This window comes from Mesorhizobium sp. B2-5-4 (assembly GCF_006441095.1).
Lineage (GTDB): Bacteria > Pseudomonadota > Alphaproteobacteria > Rhizobiales > Rhizobiaceae > Mesorhizobium > Mesorhizobium salmacidum.
Genome location: NZ_VFUR01000005.1, coordinates 258,493 through 275,572 on the forward strand (window position 1 = coordinate 258,493; position 17,080 = coordinate 275,572).

Sequence of the window (17,080 nt, forward strand, 5' to 3'; positions counted from 1 at the left end):
CCAGGGATTGAGAGTGGAAGCCGGCCGCAAAGCGGCCAATCTCCCCCCTTGCGGGGGGTGAGGAGTGGTCCGCGAAGCGGACGGAAAGCCAATTGCTTGGCTTTCCGAATGACGAACGCCCGGAGCGACAGCGAAGGGCCGGGTCCGGCAGGACAGAGGGGGGTGTTTGCACGCCAGCGATCCGTCTTTTCGCGGAATTTATTTCGATGACAGTCGCCGTTCACCCGCCCTGCTTCGTGCCGAAATCGACCTTCGGCGGCTGCATCTTGTCTTCCTCTACGGTGAAGTTGGCGAAGGGCTCGCTGCCGCGGAACCAGAAGGTCGCCCACAGCACCGACGGGAACGTCTTCAGCGTCAGATTGTAGTCCCTGACGGCCTGGATGTAGTCGCGCCGCGCCACCGCGATGCGGTTCTCCGTGCCTTCGAGCTGCGCCTGCAGCGCCAGGAAATTCTGGTTGGCCTTGAGGTCGGGATAGGCCTCCGACACCGCGATCAGCCGCGAAAGTGCGCTGGTCAGCCCTGCCTGGGCATCCTGGAACTTCTTGAGCGCTTCCGGATCCTTCAGCGTTTCCGGCGTTACCGTGATCTGCGTCGCCTTGGCCCGCGCCTGGACAACAGCGTCGAGCGTGTCCTTTTCATGCGAGGCATAGCCTTTGACCGTCTCGACCAGATTGGGGATGAGGTCGGCGCGGCGCTGATACTGGTTCAACACCTCGCTCCATGCCGCCCTGGCGTTTTCTTCCGCCGTCGGGATCGTGTTGTAGCCGCAGCCGGCAAGCAGCGGCAGCACGATTGCCATCATCAGGAAGGTGGGCAGCGTGCGTAATGTCGATGGTCGAGCAAGGCGCTGGGCAAGCATGATGAGGTCCCTCGATAGAAGTTGCATCCGAAGCATTACCACAATCGGCCCGCAAGAAAACGGCCCCGACCTCTGCATCAGGCTCGGCATGGATCACCCCGCGCAAGGCCCTGTGATTGGCCGCGCGAACGCGATAAGGTTCCACCAAAACGGGACATCATCATGCCGGAAGGCCAGGACAGCGACAGGGAATCGCGCCGTATCCTCCAGCGCGTCGCGCAGGAGACCGATCCGGCCGGCAATTCTTTCGTGGCACGGACGGCAAAAGGCATGCACGACCACGTCTCCGCGGCCGATGCCGACCGCTCGGACCCGATCGAAGTCTGGGGTACGCGCGTTGGCAGGATACTCGGCCTGCTTCTGGCGCTGGGCTTGATGGTCTGGCTCGTGCTTTTCCTCACCCGGGGCAGCTAGGAATCAAAAACAATGAGCGCCGAAAGAACCGACGCGCCGCGCGCGGTCATCGTCATTTCCAGCCATGTCGCGCGTGGCTCGGTCGGCAACCGTGCCGCCGTGTTCGCGCTGGAGACACTGGGCTTTCCGGTCTGGGCGGTGCCGACAATCATCCTGCCATGGCATCCCGGCCATGGCCGCGCGACCCGCATCGTGCCGCCGCTCGACCAGTTCAAGGCGCTGATGGCCGATCTGGAGCGCGCGCCGTGGCTCGGTGAGGTCGGTGCCGTGCTGTCGGGCTATCTCGGCGAGGCCGGCCAGGCAGAGGCGGTCGCCTCTCTGGTCGCCGCTGTCAAGACGAGGACGCCCGACGCCGTCTATATCTGCGATCCGGTGATGGGTGATTCCGGTGGCCTCTATGTGCCCGAGCCCACCGCCGCCGTCATGCGCGACCGGCTGATGCCGATCGCCGACATCGCCACTCCGAACCGCTATGAGCTGGAATGGATGGCCGGCGCGCCGCTGCCCGACCTGAAATCGGTGATCTCGGCGGCACTCCATGCCGGACCGTCGACCATGCTGGTCACCTCGGCACCGTCGATGATTTCAGGCGGCACCGGCAATCTGCTGCTCGACGGCACCCAGGCGCTGCTCGCTGAACACCGCCTGATCGACAAGCCGCCGAACGGCCTGGGCGACCTGACCGCGGCGGTCTACCTGGCGCGCATCCTGTCCGGCCAGCCGGCGATCAAGGCGCTGCAGTCGACCACGGCGGCGGTCTACGAGATCCTGGCGCGCACGGCAAAACGCGGCGGCGACGAGTTGCAGCTCGAGACCGATGCGCAGAGCCTGTCGCACCCGATGGCCATGGTCCAGCTGCGCCACCTCACGCATCCGGGGCGGGACCGCCGGGCGTGACCCCGGCCAAAGTCCTGCTCGTCGGCGCCGATGGCTGCAAGGCCGGCTGGATCGCCGTGCTGCGCGAACCCGGTTCGACACCTCGTAACCCCGACGCCGCGCCTTCGGTCGATGTCTTCCCCACCTTCGCCGCCTTGCTGGCGGCGATCCCCCACGACGCGATCGTCGCCGTCGACATGCCGATCGGCCTGCCCGAATTTTCCAGCAAAGGCGGGCGCGGACCGGAGGCGCAGGTGCGGCCGCTGCTCGGTGCGCGCCAGTCCAGCGTCTTTTCGATCCCGTCGCGCGCCGCGCTCTATGCCGACACCAGCGGCTTCACCACGACCGAAGCCTGGTACGCAGCACATCTCAGGGCAAGCGACGTGGCCAGGACGACATCGGACCCTCCGCGCGGCGTTTCCATCCAGGCCTTCGGCATCTTCTCGAAAATCCGCGAGATCGACGCGTTGCTGATCGCGCGGCCCGAGCTGCGCGGCCGTGTCTTCGAATCGCACCCGGAAGTCGCCTTCTGCCGCCTGAACGGCGATCGGGCCATGCTGTTGCCGAAGAAGATCAAGGGGAGCGTCAATCCAGCCGGCATGGTGGAACGCAAGGCGCTGCTTTGCCGGCACGGCTATGACATGGATTTCCTCGAGCAGCCGCCGCCACGTGGTGCGGCCGCCGATGATTTCCTCGATGCGGCGGCCATGATGCTGATTGCCGGCCGCATCGCCGGTGGCGAAGCAAAGCCGTTTCCCAATCCGCCGCTCGCTGATGGTTTTGGCATACCGGTCGCCATCTGGGCGTGACAAAGTCGGCGGGCGTCCCACTTTGGCGCATGGCATTTATGGCCAGCTCCCGCAATTCTGCATTGCTCGCAGCGGGCTTTTGCCGTTAGAGCCTTTCCTCGACCGCAACGAGCTGCCGCCTCCAACCGGAAAGGCCTTAGCCGCCCATGCCTCATCTTCCCGACCACCTCCTCGCCGGCTACCGCAATTTCATGAACGGCCGCTACCTCACCGAGAGTGGCCGCTATCGCGAGCTCGCCCGCGAAGGCCAGGCGCCCGAGACCATGATCGTCGCCTGTTGCGACTCCCGATCCGCGCCCGAGGCGATCTTCGACGCCGGCCCCGGCGAACTTTTCGTCCTGCGCAATGTCGGCAACCTGGTGCCGCCTTACGAGCCGGACGGCGAGTTCCATTCGACCTCGGCGGCTCTCGAATTCGCCGTGCAGAGCCTCAAGGTCAAGAACATCGTCGTCATGGGCCACGGCCGCTGCGGCGGCATTCGCGCCGCGCTCGACCCCAATTCCGCGCCGCTGTCTCCTGGCGACTTCATCGGCAAATGGATGAGCCTGATCGCGCCGGCTGCCGAGACGGTGTCGGCCAGCACCTTCATGACGGCGACAGAGCGCCAGACGGCCCTCGAGCGCATCTCGGTCCGCTATTCCATCGCCAATCTCAGGACCTTTCCCTGCGTCTCGATCCTCGAGGGCAAGGGGCGGCTGTCGCTGCACGGAGCCTGGTTCGACATTTCGACCGGCGAACTCTGGGTGATGAACAAGGAGACCGGCGATTTCGAGCGGCCGGTGCTGGAATGAACGGGGCCGCGCGACAGCTGACGGACGTCCGGCCGGTCGTTTTCACGGCGGCCGCGCTGATGATAGCGATCGTTGCCGCTCGCGCCGATGACCGCGCCATCATCAGCCGCTGGTATTCGGCGCTGCTGGTCGCCGATCGCACCGAGCTGGCGGACCTGCTCGCCGACGACGTCCGCATCAAGCTCGACGACCTCGGCGTTATCCAGGGCAAGCAGGAATTCATCGCCTCGCTCGACGAATGGAAAGGTGCGGTTGCCGGTGCTGCTATCCGCCACCGCATCGAGAAGAGCGAAGGCGGGGTGACCACCGTGATCGCCTGCTACGATTTCCCCAACAATGACATGCTGATGCAGGAGACCTTCGCGGTGAGCGACAACCGCATCACCGCCAGTTCGCAAGCAGCGATCGCCGAAACCTGCGAGGGCTACTGAGGCGGAGCGGCCAACTGGTATATTGCGGGTCAGCAGGCAGCGTCCTACATCGGTGATACCCTCCTTCCTGACGCCAGCGAAAGACCCTCCATGCCCTCCACGAAAGTCGTCGATCTTGCCGCCCATCCGTTGACCGTGTGGCGAGGCCCGCTCGGTCTGCCCGATTTTGCCCATATTGGCGATGGTGATTTTTCCCCCGTCTTCGACGCCGCGCTGAAGGCGCATGAGGCGGAGATAGACGCGATCGCCACCAACAAGGAAGTGCCGACCATCGAGAACACGCTTGCCGCGCTGGAACTTGGCGGCGAGGCGCTCGATCATGTCTCGTCAATCTTCTGGTGCCGCGCCGGCGCTTATACCAACGAGACGATCCAGGCGCTGGAGCGCGACATTTCGCCGAAGATGTCGAGGCACTTCTCAGCGATCTCGATGAACGAGAAGCTGTTTGCCCGCATCGACGACCTCTACCAGCGCCGCGAAGCTCTGAAGCTCGATCCCGAGACGCTGCGTGTCCTGGAGAAGACCTGGAAAGGCTTCGTGCGTTCCGGCGCCAAACTCGACGCCGACGGCAAGATACGATTGGCCAAGATCAACGAGGAGCTGTCGTCGCTCGGCACGACTTTCGGTCAGAACGTGCTGGCCGACGAGCGCGACTGGGCGCTGTTCCTCGACGAGGCCGACCTCGCCGGTCTGCCGGATTTCGTGAAAAGTTCGATGGCCGAGGCCGCCGAGATGCGCGGCCGGAAGGGCCGATATGCCGTCACCCTGTCGCGCTCGATCTACGAGCCGTTCACGACCTTCTCGGAACGCCGCGACCTGCGCGAGATCGCCTATCGCGCCTTCACCATGCGCGGCCAGAATGGCGGCGCGTCCGACAACACGACCGTGGTGCGCGACATGCTGAAGCTGCGCGCCGAAAAGGCGAAGCTGCTCGGCTACGCCTCCTTCGCCGCGCTCAAGCTCGACGACACCATGGCCAAGACGCCGACGGCGGTGCATGCGCTGCTCGACCCGGTCTGGGAAAAGGCGCTGGAAAAAGCCGCCGCCGACCAGAAGGAGCTGGAGCGGCTGGCGGCCGAGGCCGGCAGCAACGAAAAATTCGCTGCCTGGGACTGGCGTTTCTACCAGGAGAAGCTGCGCGCGGAAAAGTTCGCTTTCGACGAGGCCGAACTGAAACCCTTTCTGCAGCTCGACCGTATCATCGATGCCTGTTTCGATGTGGCGACACGGCTGTTCGGCATCACCTTCCAGGAGAAGAAGGGCATCGCCGCCTGGCATCCGGACGCGCGAGTCTTCGTGGTGAAGAACGCCGACGGCAGCGAGCGCGGCCTGTTCCTGGCCGACTATTTCGCGCGGCCTTCAAAACGTTCCGGCGCCTGGATGAGCGCGCTGAAGTCCGGCTACAAGCTCGGGCATGGCTCGCAGCCGGTGATCTACAACATCATGAACTTCGCCAAGCCGCCGGCGGGCGAACCGGCCCTGCTGTCGGTCGACGAGGCGAAGACCTTGTTCCACGAGTTTGGCCATGCGCTGCACGGCATGCTGACCGACGTTACCTGGCCGTCGGTGTCCGGCACCTCGGTCAGCCGCGATTTCGTTGAATTGCCCTCGCAGCTCTATGAGCACTGGCTGACGGTGCCGGCGGTGCTGGAAAAGCACGCGCTGCATGTCAAGACCGGCAAGCCGATGCCGCAGGCGCTGCTCGATAAGATGCTGGCCACGCGCACTTTCGGCGCCGGCTTCGCCACCGTCGAGTTCACCGCTTCTGCCTTGATCGACATGGCCTACCATGCACTGCCCGATGCACCGGAAGAGCCGCTTCGTTTCGAAACCGAAACATTGGAAAAGCTCGACATGCCCGACACGATCGCGATGCGCCATCGCACCCCGCATTTCGGCCATGTCTTTGCGGGCGAAGGCTATTCGGCCGGCTATTATTCCTACATGTGGTCCGAGGTGCTCGATGCCGATGCCTTCGCCGCCTTCGAGGAAACAGGCGATCCCTTCAACCCGGCGCTGGCCGAGCGGCTGAGGAAGAACATCTATGCCGCCGGCGGCTCGAAGGACCCTGAGGAGCTTTACACGGCGTTTCGCGGCAAGATGCCTTCGCCGGAAGCAATGATGGTCAAGCGCGGATTGGTGTAGCGCCCTTTTCCTTCTCCCCTTGTCTTGTGGGAGAAGGTGGATCGGCGCGCAGCGCCGAGACGGATGAGCGACTATCTGAGGTGTCAAGTTGCATTTGCGAACTCGCTTCGCGAGGCCACCGCCCTGGGCGAGTCATGGGCCTCGCCCGCCCTTCGGGCCCCACAAGGGGAGAAGGAAGAACCCTACACCGCCCAAGGATCAGCCACCCTTGGCCACACTGGCCGGGTCAGCTTCGTGTAATTCGTCGCCGCCGGATTGCTGGGATACGAACTCGGCGCTGCGACATAGATGATCTCGGCGGCGATCGGCTCGAAGCCGGCGTAGAAATGATTTGTTGATTTGATCAGCAGTAGGTCCTTTGTCAGCGGATCGACGCCAATGTTGGAAAAGACATCGGGCTCGAAGGTCTGCGTGCGATTGGTGTTCAGGATCACATCGACCTCGGTGCCTTCGATGCGCACCACCGCTGACGGTCCCAATGTCACGCGGCTCGGCCCGAAACTCTGCCAGCCTTCGCTGACAGCCTTCAACACGGTGACGCGCGCGTCGATCGGCTCGCCCGCCTGCGGCCCGGCCTTGCCGCCGAAGCGCAGGTCGATGACCGCGCCCTCGCCCGCCGCCTGGCAGAAAGTCACCGCGATCGGATCCCAGATCGTCGCCACGCCGACGCTTGCGATGCCCCGCGCCAGCAGTTCGCGAAGCACGATGGTGCCGTCGCCGGGAACGCCGCCGCCGGGATTGTCCCAGATGTCGGCGATGACCACGGGCTTGCCGGGATTTTCGGCGCGAACGGCCAGCGCCCGATTGATGCCGTCGGCCGCGCTCAGCATGGCCATCGCCGTCGTTTCGCGCATGGCATAGAGCTCGCGTCCCAGCCGCTCGGCCAGCGCATCGCCTTTGGCCTTGTCATCGTTGGTGACGACAAGGATGCGCGTGCCCATTTCGGGCACGTCCGCGGCCATGAAGCCATGGATGACCGAGACCGACAGCACGCCGTCCTTGCCGTGCAGCGCCTTGATGCGGTCGACGAAGGAGCGCATCGGTTCGCGGCTGGTCGGCAGCACCTGGATCATGCGGCAGTCGAAGGTCGAGATGACGGGTTTGATCTCGCCGCGCGCCGCGGCAAGTCCAAGTTCGACGACGTGCTCGCCGCGCTCGTAGAAATCGGTGTGCGGGAATTCGAGGAAGTAGGCCATGATGTCGGACGCCGCCACGCGCTTCGGCGTCAGATGGCTGTGCGGATCGAACTCGCAGGCGATCACCACGCCGGGCCCGACAATGCCGCGCACGCGCTCCAGCAGATCGCCCTCGCAATCATCATAACCCTGCGCCACCATGGCGCCATGCAGGCCCAAAATGACGGCGTCGACCGGAAGTGCCGCCTTGAGCTGGCCGAGTATCTCGTCGCGCAGCGCTTCATAAGTCTGCCGCTGCACGAGACCGCCGGGCTCGGCCCAGGTCGCGGTGCCCTCGATCACGGTCAGCCCTTCCGCGGCCGCGCAACGGCGCAGCGCCACGATCGGCGAGGAACACAGGGTCGGCGTTTCCGGATGCTTGCCCGGCCCGGCATAGAACGCCATCTCGAACGAGGCCCGGTCGGTCGGCACCGGCGAGAAGCTGTTTGTTTCCGTCGCCAGCGAGGCGGTGAAGACGCGCATGAAAGCTCCGTAGACTTCTTGTTTTTCGCAATTCCGGACGGAAAACCGCCGCGCACTTTTCCTGGACTTGCTGGGATCGCTACTTGACCGCCCCGAGCGCCAGCCCCCGAACGAGATAACGCTGCAGCCAGATGAACAGGATCGCCACCGGCAAAGTGGCCAGCAGCGTCGCGGCCATGACGTGATGCCATTCGATCGTGTAGCGGCCGGCGACCAACGAGAACACCTGGATCGGCAGCGTGTAGCTCTCCTGGCTGCGCAGCATGGTCAGCGCCACGACGAATTCGTTCCAGGCGTTGATGAAGGTGAAGATCGCCGTCACCGCGATCGCCGGCAGGCAGAGCGGCAGAAACACTTTGCGCAGCGTCAGCCAGCGGCCGGCGCCTTCCATCCAGGCCGCCTCCTCGAGGTCACGCGGAATGGTGTCGAAATAGCTCTGCAGCATCCAGACCGTGAAGGCGACGTTGAAGGCCATGTAGATGAAGCCGAGCGCGGTGGTCGATTCGACCAGCCCCCAGGCGGCCATCAGCCGGAACAGGCCGAGCACCAGCACGATCGGCGAGATCATCTGCGAGATCAGCAGGAACTGGCGGAAGGCGCCGTAACCGGCAAAGCGAAAGCGCGACATCGCGTAAGCCGCCGGCACCGAGATCAAGATGGCGCCGAGGGTGGCGATCACCGAGACATAGAGTGAATTGGCCAGCGCCTGGCCGAAGCCGGTCGCCACCCACATGTCGGAAAAATTCGACCAGCGGAACTCGCTCGGCCACCATGTGGGTGTCAGCACCTCGGTCCGTGGCTTGACCGCCGTCAGGAACATCACCGCGAAGGGAAAGATCGTCACCACGATCAAGGGCGCCAGCAACAGCCAGGCGATGACGGTGCGCTTCAGCTTGCCAGTCATGCGCGCTGCTCCCGCATCGCGAGGCGCACATAGATCATGGTGAAGATCAGCAATATGGCGAACATCACCAGCGACACCGCCGAAGCCTCGCCGAGTTTGCCGATGCGGAACGCGAGCTTGTAGAGATGGGTGACCAGGATGTCGGTCGAGTTGGCCGGCCCGCCCTGCGTCATCACCCAGATGATCGGGAACGAGTTGAAGACGTAGATGGTGTTGAGCACGATGGCGATGTTGATGAACGGCTTCAGCAGCGGAAAGGTGATCTCGCGGAACTGCTGCAGCGGCGTTGCCCCTTCCAGTGCGGCCGCCTCGTAGAGATCGTCCGGGATCGACGACAGGCCCCCGAGGAAGATCGTGGTGGTGAACGGCACCGTCACCAAGATGCCGATCAGAACCTGCATCGGAAAGGCGGTTCCGGCCTGTGCCAGCCACTGGATGTTGTGGTCGATCAGGCCAAGCCCGATCAGCGCCGAATTCAGCATGCCGCTTTCGCCGCTCAGTGCCCAGCGCCAGACCACCGCCGTCATGGTCAGCGACACCGCCCAGGGCAGCATGATGATGACACGGGCAAGGCCCCGGCCATAGAAATCGGTGTTGAGGATCATCGCCACCGGGATCGAGAGCAGCAGCGCGCCGCCGACCACCAGCAAGGTCCACAGCCCGGTGCGCCAGAGTGCGGCGACAAAATCGGGATCGGCGGTCAGCGCGGCGAAATTGGCAAGGCCGCTGAACTCGCGCAACTGACCGAAGCGGTTGACGTCATGTGTCGCGATCTGGATCAGGTCCCAGACCGGCCAGAAGATGACCACCGCCGCCAGGAACAGGCTGGGCAAGGTCAGGAGATAGGGCAGGAAGCGATTTTGCATCGGCTTGGGTTGAGTCCCGGTGCGCTGGATCTGAGTTTCTGCTTATGCGAATTTCGGATCCGCTGCACCCGGCAGGAAGTCAAAAATGTGGCGCGCCCCGCCTGAGTCGGGGGCGCGCCACGGGCGCAGGGAGATACGCCCTATTTCTTCAGCACGGCATTGGCCTTGGCCGCGGCGTCCTTCAAGCCTGCTTCGGGATCGCCGCCGAGATAGATCTTCTGCATGGCATCCGAGGTGATCTGGGCAACTTCTTCCCAGCCCGGGATGACTGGCGCGAAACGGGCATCCGGAAGCAGGGCAGTGAAGGCGGCGAGATCGGCGTTGTTGACGTAATAATCCATCTTGGCCTCTTCCTTGTTCACCGGGAGGAAGCCTTCGCCTTGCGTGAACTTGGCGCGCTGCTCCGTGGTGAACAGGAAGTCCATCAGCTTCCAGGCCTCGTCCTTGTTCTTGGAGTTCTTGAACATGATCATGGAGTCGGTGACGCCATAGGTGCCGCGCACGCCGGTCGGACCGGCCGGAATGGCGGCCACGCCGTATTTGAGGCTCGGCGCCTCCTCCTTGATCTGGTTGGACAGGAAGGGCGCCGTGATCATCATGCCGACCTTGCCCTGCTTGAACAGGTTCTGCACGTCCTCGCGGTTGTTGGAGGTGACGCCGGGCTCGGTCAGCCCCTCGTCGATCATCGACTTGTAGAGCTTGGCGGCTTCGAGCGCGCCCGGCGTGCCGAGGCCCGACGTGCCGTCCTTGTTGAGGATCTCGGTACCCTGCGACCACATCGCGTAATAGTAATAGACGTCGGTCTCGATCTCCTTGCCCTGCAGGCCGAAACCGAAGGCACCCTGCGCCTTGATCTTGCGCGCATCCTCCTGCAGTTCGGTCCAGGTTGCCGGCGGCTTGGCGATGCCGGCCTTCTCGAACAGCTCCTTGTTGTAATACATGGCGCGCGCCGAAGCGGCGATCGGCAGGCCGTAGGTCTTGCCGCCCATGATCGAGGGCGACAGGAAGGTGTCGATGAAGCGGCCCTTGAATTCGGGCGTGATATAGCTGTCGAGCGGCTCTGCGACATCCTGCTGGACGAAATCGATCAGCCAGCGCGTGCCTATGATGGAGAGATCCGCATTGGTGCCGGCGGTTATGTCGGTGGTCAGCTTCTGCAAGAGCACATCCCACGGCACCACCTCGAACTTGACCGTGATGCCGGGGTTCTTCGCCTCGAACTCCTTCTTGACCTGCTCGAAGTAGGGGCCGGTCTTGGCGCTGTATTCAGCGACGGTAACCCGCACTTCGCCGGCCTCTGCCTGCGCCGCGAAGGCCAGCATGCCCATTCCGGCCATCAGGCCGGCCGTCCATTTTGCAAGGTTCATCCGATCTCTCCCATTTGTTCGCGCATTCGCGCTCCTTGTGCCGGTGCTGACACAAGATTTATGTGACTTTCCTACATTATCGATGAATTCGCCGCATGCAAGCGGATTAATATGTTGCTTAATTACATCGTGTTCTTTAGCCTCCCGGCATCTGCCCGACCTGCGGGAGGAGCAAGCGCCGTGGTTTCGAGAGCCGAATTCGAAGGCAGGACCGTCATAGTTACCGGCGCCGGTGGTGGCCTTGGCTCGGCGATCGTCGCATTGCTGGCCGACAGGGGCGCGCGGGTGGTCGGCTGCGACCAGTCGCAAGAGGCGCTGGCGAGCCCGCACCTTGCCTCGCGCCATGTCTTCGACCTTCTCGACCGGGCCTCGGTCGAAGCCACGATCGCCGCCGTGCTTGAAAAGGACGGCGTCCCCGACATCCTGATCAACAATGCCGGCTGGACCCGCGCCGAGACGCTTGATGCGCTGACGGCGGACAGGATCGAGCACGAACTCGACCTCAACCTGACCGGCGTGATGATGTTCGCCGATCCCATTGCCAAGGCGATGGCCGCGCGCGGTTCGGGCAGCGTCGTCTTCATTTCCTCCGTCAACGCCATCGCGCATTTCGGCAACCCCGCCTATGCCGCCGCAAAGGCCGGCATCAACGCATATTCCAAATCGATCGCCGTCGAGCTCGGCCGCCGCGGCGTGCGCGCCAATGTGGTTTGCCCCGGATCGATCCGCACCGCCGCCTGGGACCATCGCCTTGCCAAGGACCCTAAGATCTTGGGCAAGCTGCAGCGGCTCTATCCGCTCGGCCGCATCGTCAACGCCTCGGAAGTCGCCGAAGCGGTAGCTTTCCTTGCTTCCGACCGGGCCTCGGGCGTAACAGGCGTGGTGATGCCCGTGGATGCGGGATTGACCGCCGGCTGCCTGCCGTTCATCGACGACATATTGGGAGCGTGACCATGACCGACGTCGAGTTTCGCAACCTGTCGAAATCCTTTGGCCAGCACAAGATCCTCGAGGACATCAGCCTCGACATCAAGAGCGGCGAGTTCGTGGTACTGGTCGGCCCGTCCGGCTGCGGCAAATCGACTTTGCTGCGCATGCTAGCAGGATTGGAGACCATCAGTTCCGGCGATCTCCTGATCGGCGGCACGCGCGCCAACGACCTGCCGCCGCAGCAGCGCAACATCGCCATGGTGTTCCAGTCCTATGCGCTGTTTCCGCACCTGAAGGCCTCGGACAATATCGGCTTCGGCCCGAAAATCCGGGGCGAGAACCGCACGGCCATCGACCAGAAGGTCAAGAAGGCGTCCGGCGTCCTCAACCTGTTCTCCTATCTCGACCGGTACCCCCGCCAGCTCTCAGGCGGCCAACGCCAGCGCGTCGCCATGGGGCGCGCCATCGTGCGCGAACCCTCGGTGTTCCTGTTCGACGAGCCGCTCAGCAATCTCGACGCACAGTTGCGCGTGCAGATGCGCACCGAGATCAAGGCGCTGCACCAACGGCTGAAATCGACCATCGTCTACGTCACCCACGACCAGATCGAGGCCATGACCATGGCCGACCGCATCGTGGTGATGGACCGCGGCAGGGTCCAGCAGGTCGGGGCGCCGCTGGTGCTCTATGACCGGCCGGCCAACAAGTTCGTCGCCGGCTTCCTCGGCTCGCCGTCGATGAGTTTTGTGTCCGGGGCTCTCAAGACGACGCCCGAGAAAACCTGGTTCGAGTCGGTCGGCGGCGGGCGGCTTGCGCTCGCCGGCAAGCCGGTGCCGGCAGGCAGTGCGGTGGAGGCGGGCATCCGGCCCGAGCATTTCATCGTCGGTGAAGCCGCCGGCACCATGACACTCAAGGTTGACGTCGTCGAGCCGACTGGTTCCGAAACCCATGTCTACGGTGCCATTGGCACTGATACGGTACGCGCCGTGTTCCGCGACCGGCTGCCGGTCCGGCCAGGCGACCTGCTGCCGGTCTCCGTCGATCCCGGCAACATCCATCTGTTCGACACGGCGACGGGCCTGCCTCTGAGATGACGACGGAAACTCGGATATGAAGACGCCTGCCGACATCATCACCCGGCTGCAGCTGATGTCGCAGGACGGCACCAAATCGGATCGCCGACTGGCAAGTCTTGTCCTGTCCGACCTCGACTTCGCCTCGAAGGCCGCGATCTCCGAGATTGCCGCGCGCGTCGGCGTCAGTGAGCCGACAGTGACCCGTTTTTGCCGCAACCTCGGCTGCGAGGGCCTGCGCGACTTCAAGTTCCATCTGGCGCAGGCCATTGCCATCGGCGGCCAGTATCTGTCGCCGGAGCCGCTGAGCCGCGACGCCCGCGAGCAGCGCATTGCGTCGGCCATCACCGAAGCGGCTGTCACAGCCATCCAGCGCGCCAGCGAGAATCTCGACATGACGACGCTGGTCGATGTCGCCGCGCGCCTTGCTGCGTCAGGCAATGTGCTGTGCATCGGTTCGGGTGGCATTTCCTCGATGATGGCGACCGAAATGCAGAACCGGCTGTTCAGGCTCGGCCTGCCGGTTCTGGCGCAGATCGACGGGCAACTGCAGCGCATGTACGCCGCCGTCGCCACGCCGGACACCACCGTGGTCGCCTTCTCGGTCTCCGGCTATGCCCGCTCGGTCATCGAGGCGGTGCAGGTCGCCCAGCAATATGGCGCCGCCACGGTGGCCGTCACCGCGCCCGACTCCGCACTGGCCAAGGCCGCCGACACGGTCATCCACCTGCAGCCGCTCGAGGACGGCAACATCTACAAGCCGACATCGTCGCGCTACGCGCTGCTGGCGATCGTCGACATGATCGTGACATCGGTCGCCGAGACGCGCGGCCCGAAGGTGCTGGAGAACCTGCGTCGCATCAAGCAGAGCGTGAACACGCTGAAGGTCGACGATCCGCGTTTGCCGCTGGGCGATTGATTGAACTTCAGGCAGAGGATTGATCGCAGAGCGCTTCGACACGTCTTGCCAGCGCAGCCGGTTCGCCAAGAATGCGCAGAGTCTTGAGCCGGGCCGTGCCGCCTGCAACGACCGAAACGGCCGAAGCCGGCATGCCCAGCGCCTTGGCGACCAGCTTCTCCAGCGCTTGATTGGCGGCGCCGTTTTCCGGCACGGCGCGGAGCCGCGCCTTCACGTGACTTCGTCCGTCCGCCGATGTCTCGACACTTTCGAGCCTGTCCACCGAAGACTTTGGCGTCAACCGGACAAACAGCTCGATGCCGCTCTCCCTAATGCGGTACGGCGCGCTCATGCGATCTTCAGGCCAGCAGCAGTGGCGCCACCGTGGTGAGAATGAACTGCCTGAGGAAGAACAGGATCAGCAGCAGGATGATCGGCGAGATGTCGATGCCACCAAGGTCGGGCATGAAGCGCCGGATCGGCCGCAGCGCCGGCTCGGTCAGCCGGTAGAGCATGTTGCCGATGCTGCCGACGAACTGGTTGCGCGAGTTGACGACGTTGAATGCATAGAGCCAGGAAAAGATCGCCGAGGCGATGATGACCCACCAATAGAGGTCGAGCGCCATGACGATGGTTTGAATGAGGGCGAGCATGCCGGTCTCCAATTGTTGCCGACATGTAGCCATTACACGCCAAACCGGCAAGGGCAGGTTCCGCCATGCGACCTGCGGTCGGGTTTTCGGTGATGCGCCGCCTTGACAGGAAACCGCGTCCCCCGATAAATGCGCCATCCGCTGGACGGGGCTGTAGCTCAGCTGGGAGAGCGCGTCGTTCGCAATGACGAGGTCAGGAGTTCGATCCTCCTCAGCTCCACCAGCGGAATAATCGATTGTCCGCCTTTCCCGAGCGGTAACGCCCAAGCATCATGCGATACCACGGCGTCAATGCCCCCAAAAATGGCCAGATGCGATTTCGCGTTCCCAAGGCGAAATGGTTGTCAATTGGACTTATGGCGATGGCCTCTGTCCGGTAGACGCTATTTTTTTTGGAAGCCGCCCCATTAGACTGGCGTTCTCAAATCAGTTTTTTCTGTGTGTTGTGACAAGGCGTTTCGGCAGGGGCGACCGAAGGCGCTATACGGATTCCGACTCGAAATGAAGAAGCCGCCCGCGGAAGCAAAAAAGTGTCCATTCGCGAGAATCTCGCTGCAAATCTCAGGCGGCTCTGCAAGGACCATGCTTCCGTCAGCGCGGTGTGCCGCGAGCTGGGCATCAACCGCACGCAGTTCGAGCGTTACCTGCAGGGGCAGACCGTTCCCAACAAGACCACCGCCAAGCTGATCTGCGACTACTTCCGCGTCGATGAACCCGAACTGTACCGGGACCCCGGCACGCCTGAGCTCTCGGCTCCCGGCCTGCCGCTGATTTCCGAAAGCCTGTTCACCCAGATGATCCGCCCGCCCGCTCCGTCGATCGCGAGCGGCACCTATTTCACCTATTTTTCGATTCCGACCCGCGCCGACCTCCTGATGCGCTCGGTGACCTTCGTGCGTCGCGAGGCCGAATTGGTCACATTCCGCAGGGTTACCGGATGGTCGGAGCGCCGCGGCTCGACATGGGCGCGGGCGCGCGGCAACCACTATGGCGTGGCGATCTCGCGTCTCAACTGGATCTATTTCAGCGGCGTCAACCGCCGCCAGACAGGCGAGCCGTCGCTGATCTCGGTGCAATGGGCGCCTATCTCCGAACCGGTGCTGACGGGCAAGGCCATGCTTCTGACCGAAACCGGACCGGCATTCGTGTCGGTCATCATGCGGCAGGACATGTCCAATATCCCGCCCAGGCGTGCGATCCGCATGGCGCACGTCATCAGGCTCGATGATCCCGGTATCGATCAGCTCGTCGTCAGCCTCGCCCGGGATGGACTGGGCTAGCCGCATGCTTACGCTGAAAAAGAACAAGAATATCCCGAAAAAGCGTATGCTGGCTTTTGCCTACTCCATATCTGAGTAAAATCGATTTTTTTAGACTTTACTACCAGGAAAGATATTTTAGATCGTATTTGATTTACTACAATTTTAACAAAGGATTAACTTCTCGGACCATACCTTTCTTCTCGCGGATCCCTTTTGGGGATCCTTCAACAGATCCCATTGGGGGGGGGTCGGGAAAGGGACGAAAATGGCCAAGAAAGTCAACAATGCCCCGAAGCTGACGGTTGCCGCTGGCACGCAGACCGCCTTCTTCTCGCAGGGCATGCACTACGGCGGCTGGTCGATCAATTAGCCGACTTAACATGTCCAATGTAGCCAATACCCCTTCCCAGAGTTCCATCCGATGACAGGAGCAGCACGTGTCAAATCATTCCTTACGTCAGTCAGAGCTCGATAGTCTCCAATATATCGCGACGATGACCAATGAGCTGGTGCAGATGGCCGAAGCAAGCCGTTTTCCCATGATCTCCTATCTGCTCGGCATGGCCTATGCCGAGGCCTTCGACGTCTTGCGCGGCGCACGGCCGGCCAGACATGCGCAGCTCAGCGCCAACCCTATGCACCCCAAGGCACACGCGAAAGGCAACCACGCTCAACCAAGGACAGCGTAGCGCGGTGCTGCAAAACTTGCTGCCGCTGCTGGAAAAGGTCGCCGCGGACCTCGGCCTGATCGCCGGCAGCCCGCGACACGGACATTCATGAGCACAGATTTGAGGGGACCAGCAAATGAACATGATCGCGACCATCAGGAGCGCCGACGCCGGCGAAAGCATCTCGGCTGAAGGCCCTGATCGCCAGCCGGACGGCCTCGCCGGATGCTGCCCGCTTCGAGGCCCGGCAGCTGATTTCCATGGCAATGGCCGATACCTGGCAGGCCGACAGCCTCTGGGGCGCGGCGGATGCCTTTCACGTCCATTTCGACTTCATGATGCAGACCATCGACATCAATGGCGTCGGCGATCCCAACCTTTGGAATCCTGCGCACCAAATGCCGTTCTACCTGGAACAGGTCGAGGCGCTCTGCCAATCGATGAGCCGGCGATAGACACCGTTCAATTCCTGGCGG

19 protein-coding genes and 1 tRNA gene are annotated in these 17,080 nt (G+C 63.2%); 13 read left to right on the plus strand and 7 right to left on the minus strand.

Going from position 1 to position 17,080, the window contains the following annotated elements:
* Positions 1-220 precede the first annotated feature (220 nt).
* Positions 221-859 (minus strand): LemA family protein, encoded by a 639-nt coding sequence (locus FJ492_RS08785; RefSeq protein ID WP_140750578.1) that lies wholly within the window; start codon positions 857-859, stop codon positions 221-223.
* 162 nt (positions 860-1,021) lie between these two features.
* On the opposite strand from FJ492_RS08785, the gene FJ492_RS08790 reads away from it, so the two are divergent.
* The 6 genes from FJ492_RS08790 to FJ492_RS08815 all read left to right on the plus strand — a co-directional run bounded on the left by FJ492_RS08790 (position 1,022) and on the right by FJ492_RS08815 (position 6,325).
* Positions 1,022-1,273: a hypothetical protein gene (locus FJ492_RS08790; protein ID WP_140503944.1), complete on the plus strand. Its 252-nt coding sequence runs from the start codon at positions 1,022-1,024 to the stop codon at positions 1,271-1,273.
* Positions 1,274-1,285: 12 nt separating this feature from the next.
* Entirely contained in the window at positions 1,286-2,170 is an 885-nt protein-coding gene (gene pdxY, locus FJ492_RS08795; RefSeq protein WP_140750580.1) for a pyridoxal kinase PdxY, read from the plus strand.
* Entirely contained in the window at positions 2,167-2,958 is a 792-nt protein-coding gene (locus FJ492_RS08800; RefSeq protein ID WP_140769538.1) for a DUF429 domain-containing protein, read from the plus strand. The genes pdxY and FJ492_RS08800 overlap by 4 nt, the downstream gene beginning before the upstream one ends.
* Positions 2,959-3,104: 146 nt before the next feature.
* The gene (locus tag FJ492_RS08805; RefSeq protein ID WP_027144539.1) at positions 3,105-3,749 is read left to right on the plus strand and encodes a carbonic anhydrase; all 645 of its coding nucleotides are present in this window, start codon (positions 3,105-3,107) and stop codon (positions 3,747-3,749) included.
* Complete coding sequence (locus tag FJ492_RS08810) at positions 3,746-4,180, plus strand: nuclear transport factor 2 family protein (RefSeq protein WP_140769540.1); 435 nt, start codon at positions 3,746-3,748, stop codon at positions 4,178-4,180. Before FJ492_RS08805 ends, FJ492_RS08810 begins: the two co-directional genes overlap by 4 nt.
* Positions 4,181-4,270: 90 nt before the next feature.
* Positions 4,271-6,325, plus strand: coding sequence for a M3 family metallopeptidase (locus FJ492_RS08815; RefSeq protein WP_140769542.1), 2,055 nt, complete (start codon positions 4,271-4,273; stop codon positions 6,323-6,325).
* Between the two features lie 182 nt (positions 6,326-6,507).
* On the opposite strand, the gene FJ492_RS08820 is transcribed toward FJ492_RS08815, so the two are convergent.
* From FJ492_RS08820 to FJ492_RS08835, 4 genes are all read right to left on the minus strand, one after another.
* The gene (locus tag FJ492_RS08820; RefSeq protein WP_140769544.1) at positions 6,508-7,983 is read right to left on the minus strand and encodes a M81 family metallopeptidase; all 1,476 of its coding nucleotides are present in this window, start codon (positions 7,981-7,983) and stop codon (positions 6,508-6,510) included.
* Between the two features lie 79 nt (positions 7,984-8,062).
* Positions 8,063-8,887: a carbohydrate ABC transporter permease gene (locus FJ492_RS08825; RefSeq protein WP_027144543.1), complete on the minus strand. Its 825-nt coding sequence runs from the start codon at positions 8,885-8,887 to the stop codon at positions 8,063-8,065.
* Entirely contained in the window at positions 8,884-9,753 is an 870-nt protein-coding gene (locus FJ492_RS08830) for a sugar ABC transporter permease (RefSeq protein WP_140716719.1), read from the minus strand. The genes FJ492_RS08825 and FJ492_RS08830 overlap by 4 nt, the downstream gene beginning before the upstream one ends.
* Positions 9,754-9,893: 140 nt before the next feature.
* Positions 9,894-11,120: a sugar ABC transporter substrate-binding protein gene (locus FJ492_RS08835; protein ID WP_140716721.1), complete on the minus strand. Its 1,227-nt coding sequence runs from the start codon at positions 11,118-11,120 to the stop codon at positions 9,894-9,896.
* A 180-nt stretch (positions 11,121-11,300) separates the two neighbouring features.
* Here FJ492_RS08835 and FJ492_RS08840 point away from each other — a divergent pair, with 180 nt between their 5' ends.
* Genes FJ492_RS08840 through FJ492_RS08850 form a run of 3 tightly spaced genes read left to right on the plus strand, consistent with a single transcriptional unit; the run spans position 11,301 to position 14,042 of the window.
* Positions 11,301-12,071 carry an SDR family oxidoreductase gene (locus FJ492_RS08840; protein WP_140769546.1) on the plus strand — a complete coding sequence of 257 codons (771 nt, stop codon included), beginning with the start codon at positions 11,301-11,303 and terminating at the stop codon, positions 12,069-12,071.
* A gap of 2 nt (positions 12,072-12,073) precedes the next feature.
* On the plus strand, positions 12,074-13,144 hold the full coding sequence (locus FJ492_RS08845) for an ABC transporter ATP-binding protein (RefSeq protein ID WP_140769548.1): 1,071 nt from the start codon (positions 12,074-12,076) through the stop codon (positions 13,142-13,144).
* 16 nt (positions 13,145-13,160) lie between these two features.
* Positions 13,161-14,042 (plus strand): MurR/RpiR family transcriptional regulator, encoded by an 882-nt coding sequence (locus FJ492_RS08850; RefSeq protein ID WP_027144548.1) that lies wholly within the window; start codon positions 13,161-13,163, stop codon positions 14,040-14,042.
* Between the two features lie 7 nt (positions 14,043-14,049).
* Here FJ492_RS08850 and FJ492_RS08855 read toward each other — a convergent pair whose 3' ends face one another.
* Positions 14,050-14,373: a DUF167 family protein gene (locus FJ492_RS08855; RefSeq protein ID WP_140769550.1), complete on the minus strand. Its 324-nt coding sequence runs from the start codon at positions 14,371-14,373 to the stop codon at positions 14,050-14,052.
* Positions 14,374-14,380: 7 nt separating this feature from the next.
* On the minus strand, positions 14,381-14,674 hold the full coding sequence (locus FJ492_RS08860) for a YggT family protein (protein ID WP_015315112.1): 294 nt from the start codon (positions 14,672-14,674) through the stop codon (positions 14,381-14,383).
* A 147-nt stretch (positions 14,675-14,821) separates the two neighbouring features.
* On the opposite strand from FJ492_RS08860, the gene FJ492_RS08865 reads away from it, so the two are divergent.
* The 4 genes from FJ492_RS08865 to FJ492_RS29120 all read left to right on the plus strand — a co-directional run bounded on the left by FJ492_RS08865 (position 14,822) and on the right by FJ492_RS29120 (position 17,059).
* A tRNA-Ala gene (locus FJ492_RS08865) sits at positions 14,822-14,897 on the plus strand.
* Positions 14,898-15,204: 307 nt separating this feature from the next.
* Entirely contained in the window at positions 15,205-15,954 is a 750-nt protein-coding gene (locus FJ492_RS08870) for a helix-turn-helix transcriptional regulator (protein WP_140769552.1), read from the plus strand.
* Between the two features lie 419 nt (positions 15,955-16,373).
* Positions 16,374-16,625 (plus strand): hypothetical protein, encoded by a 252-nt coding sequence (locus FJ492_RS08880; RefSeq protein WP_140769556.1) that lies wholly within the window; start codon positions 16,374-16,376, stop codon positions 16,623-16,625.
* Between the two features lie 239 nt (positions 16,626-16,864).
* The gene (locus FJ492_RS29120) at positions 16,865-17,059 is read left to right on the plus strand and encodes a hypothetical protein (protein ID WP_246672897.1); all 195 of its coding nucleotides are present in this window, start codon (positions 16,865-16,867) and stop codon (positions 17,057-17,059) included.
* Positions 17,060-17,080: the final 21 nt, after the last annotated feature.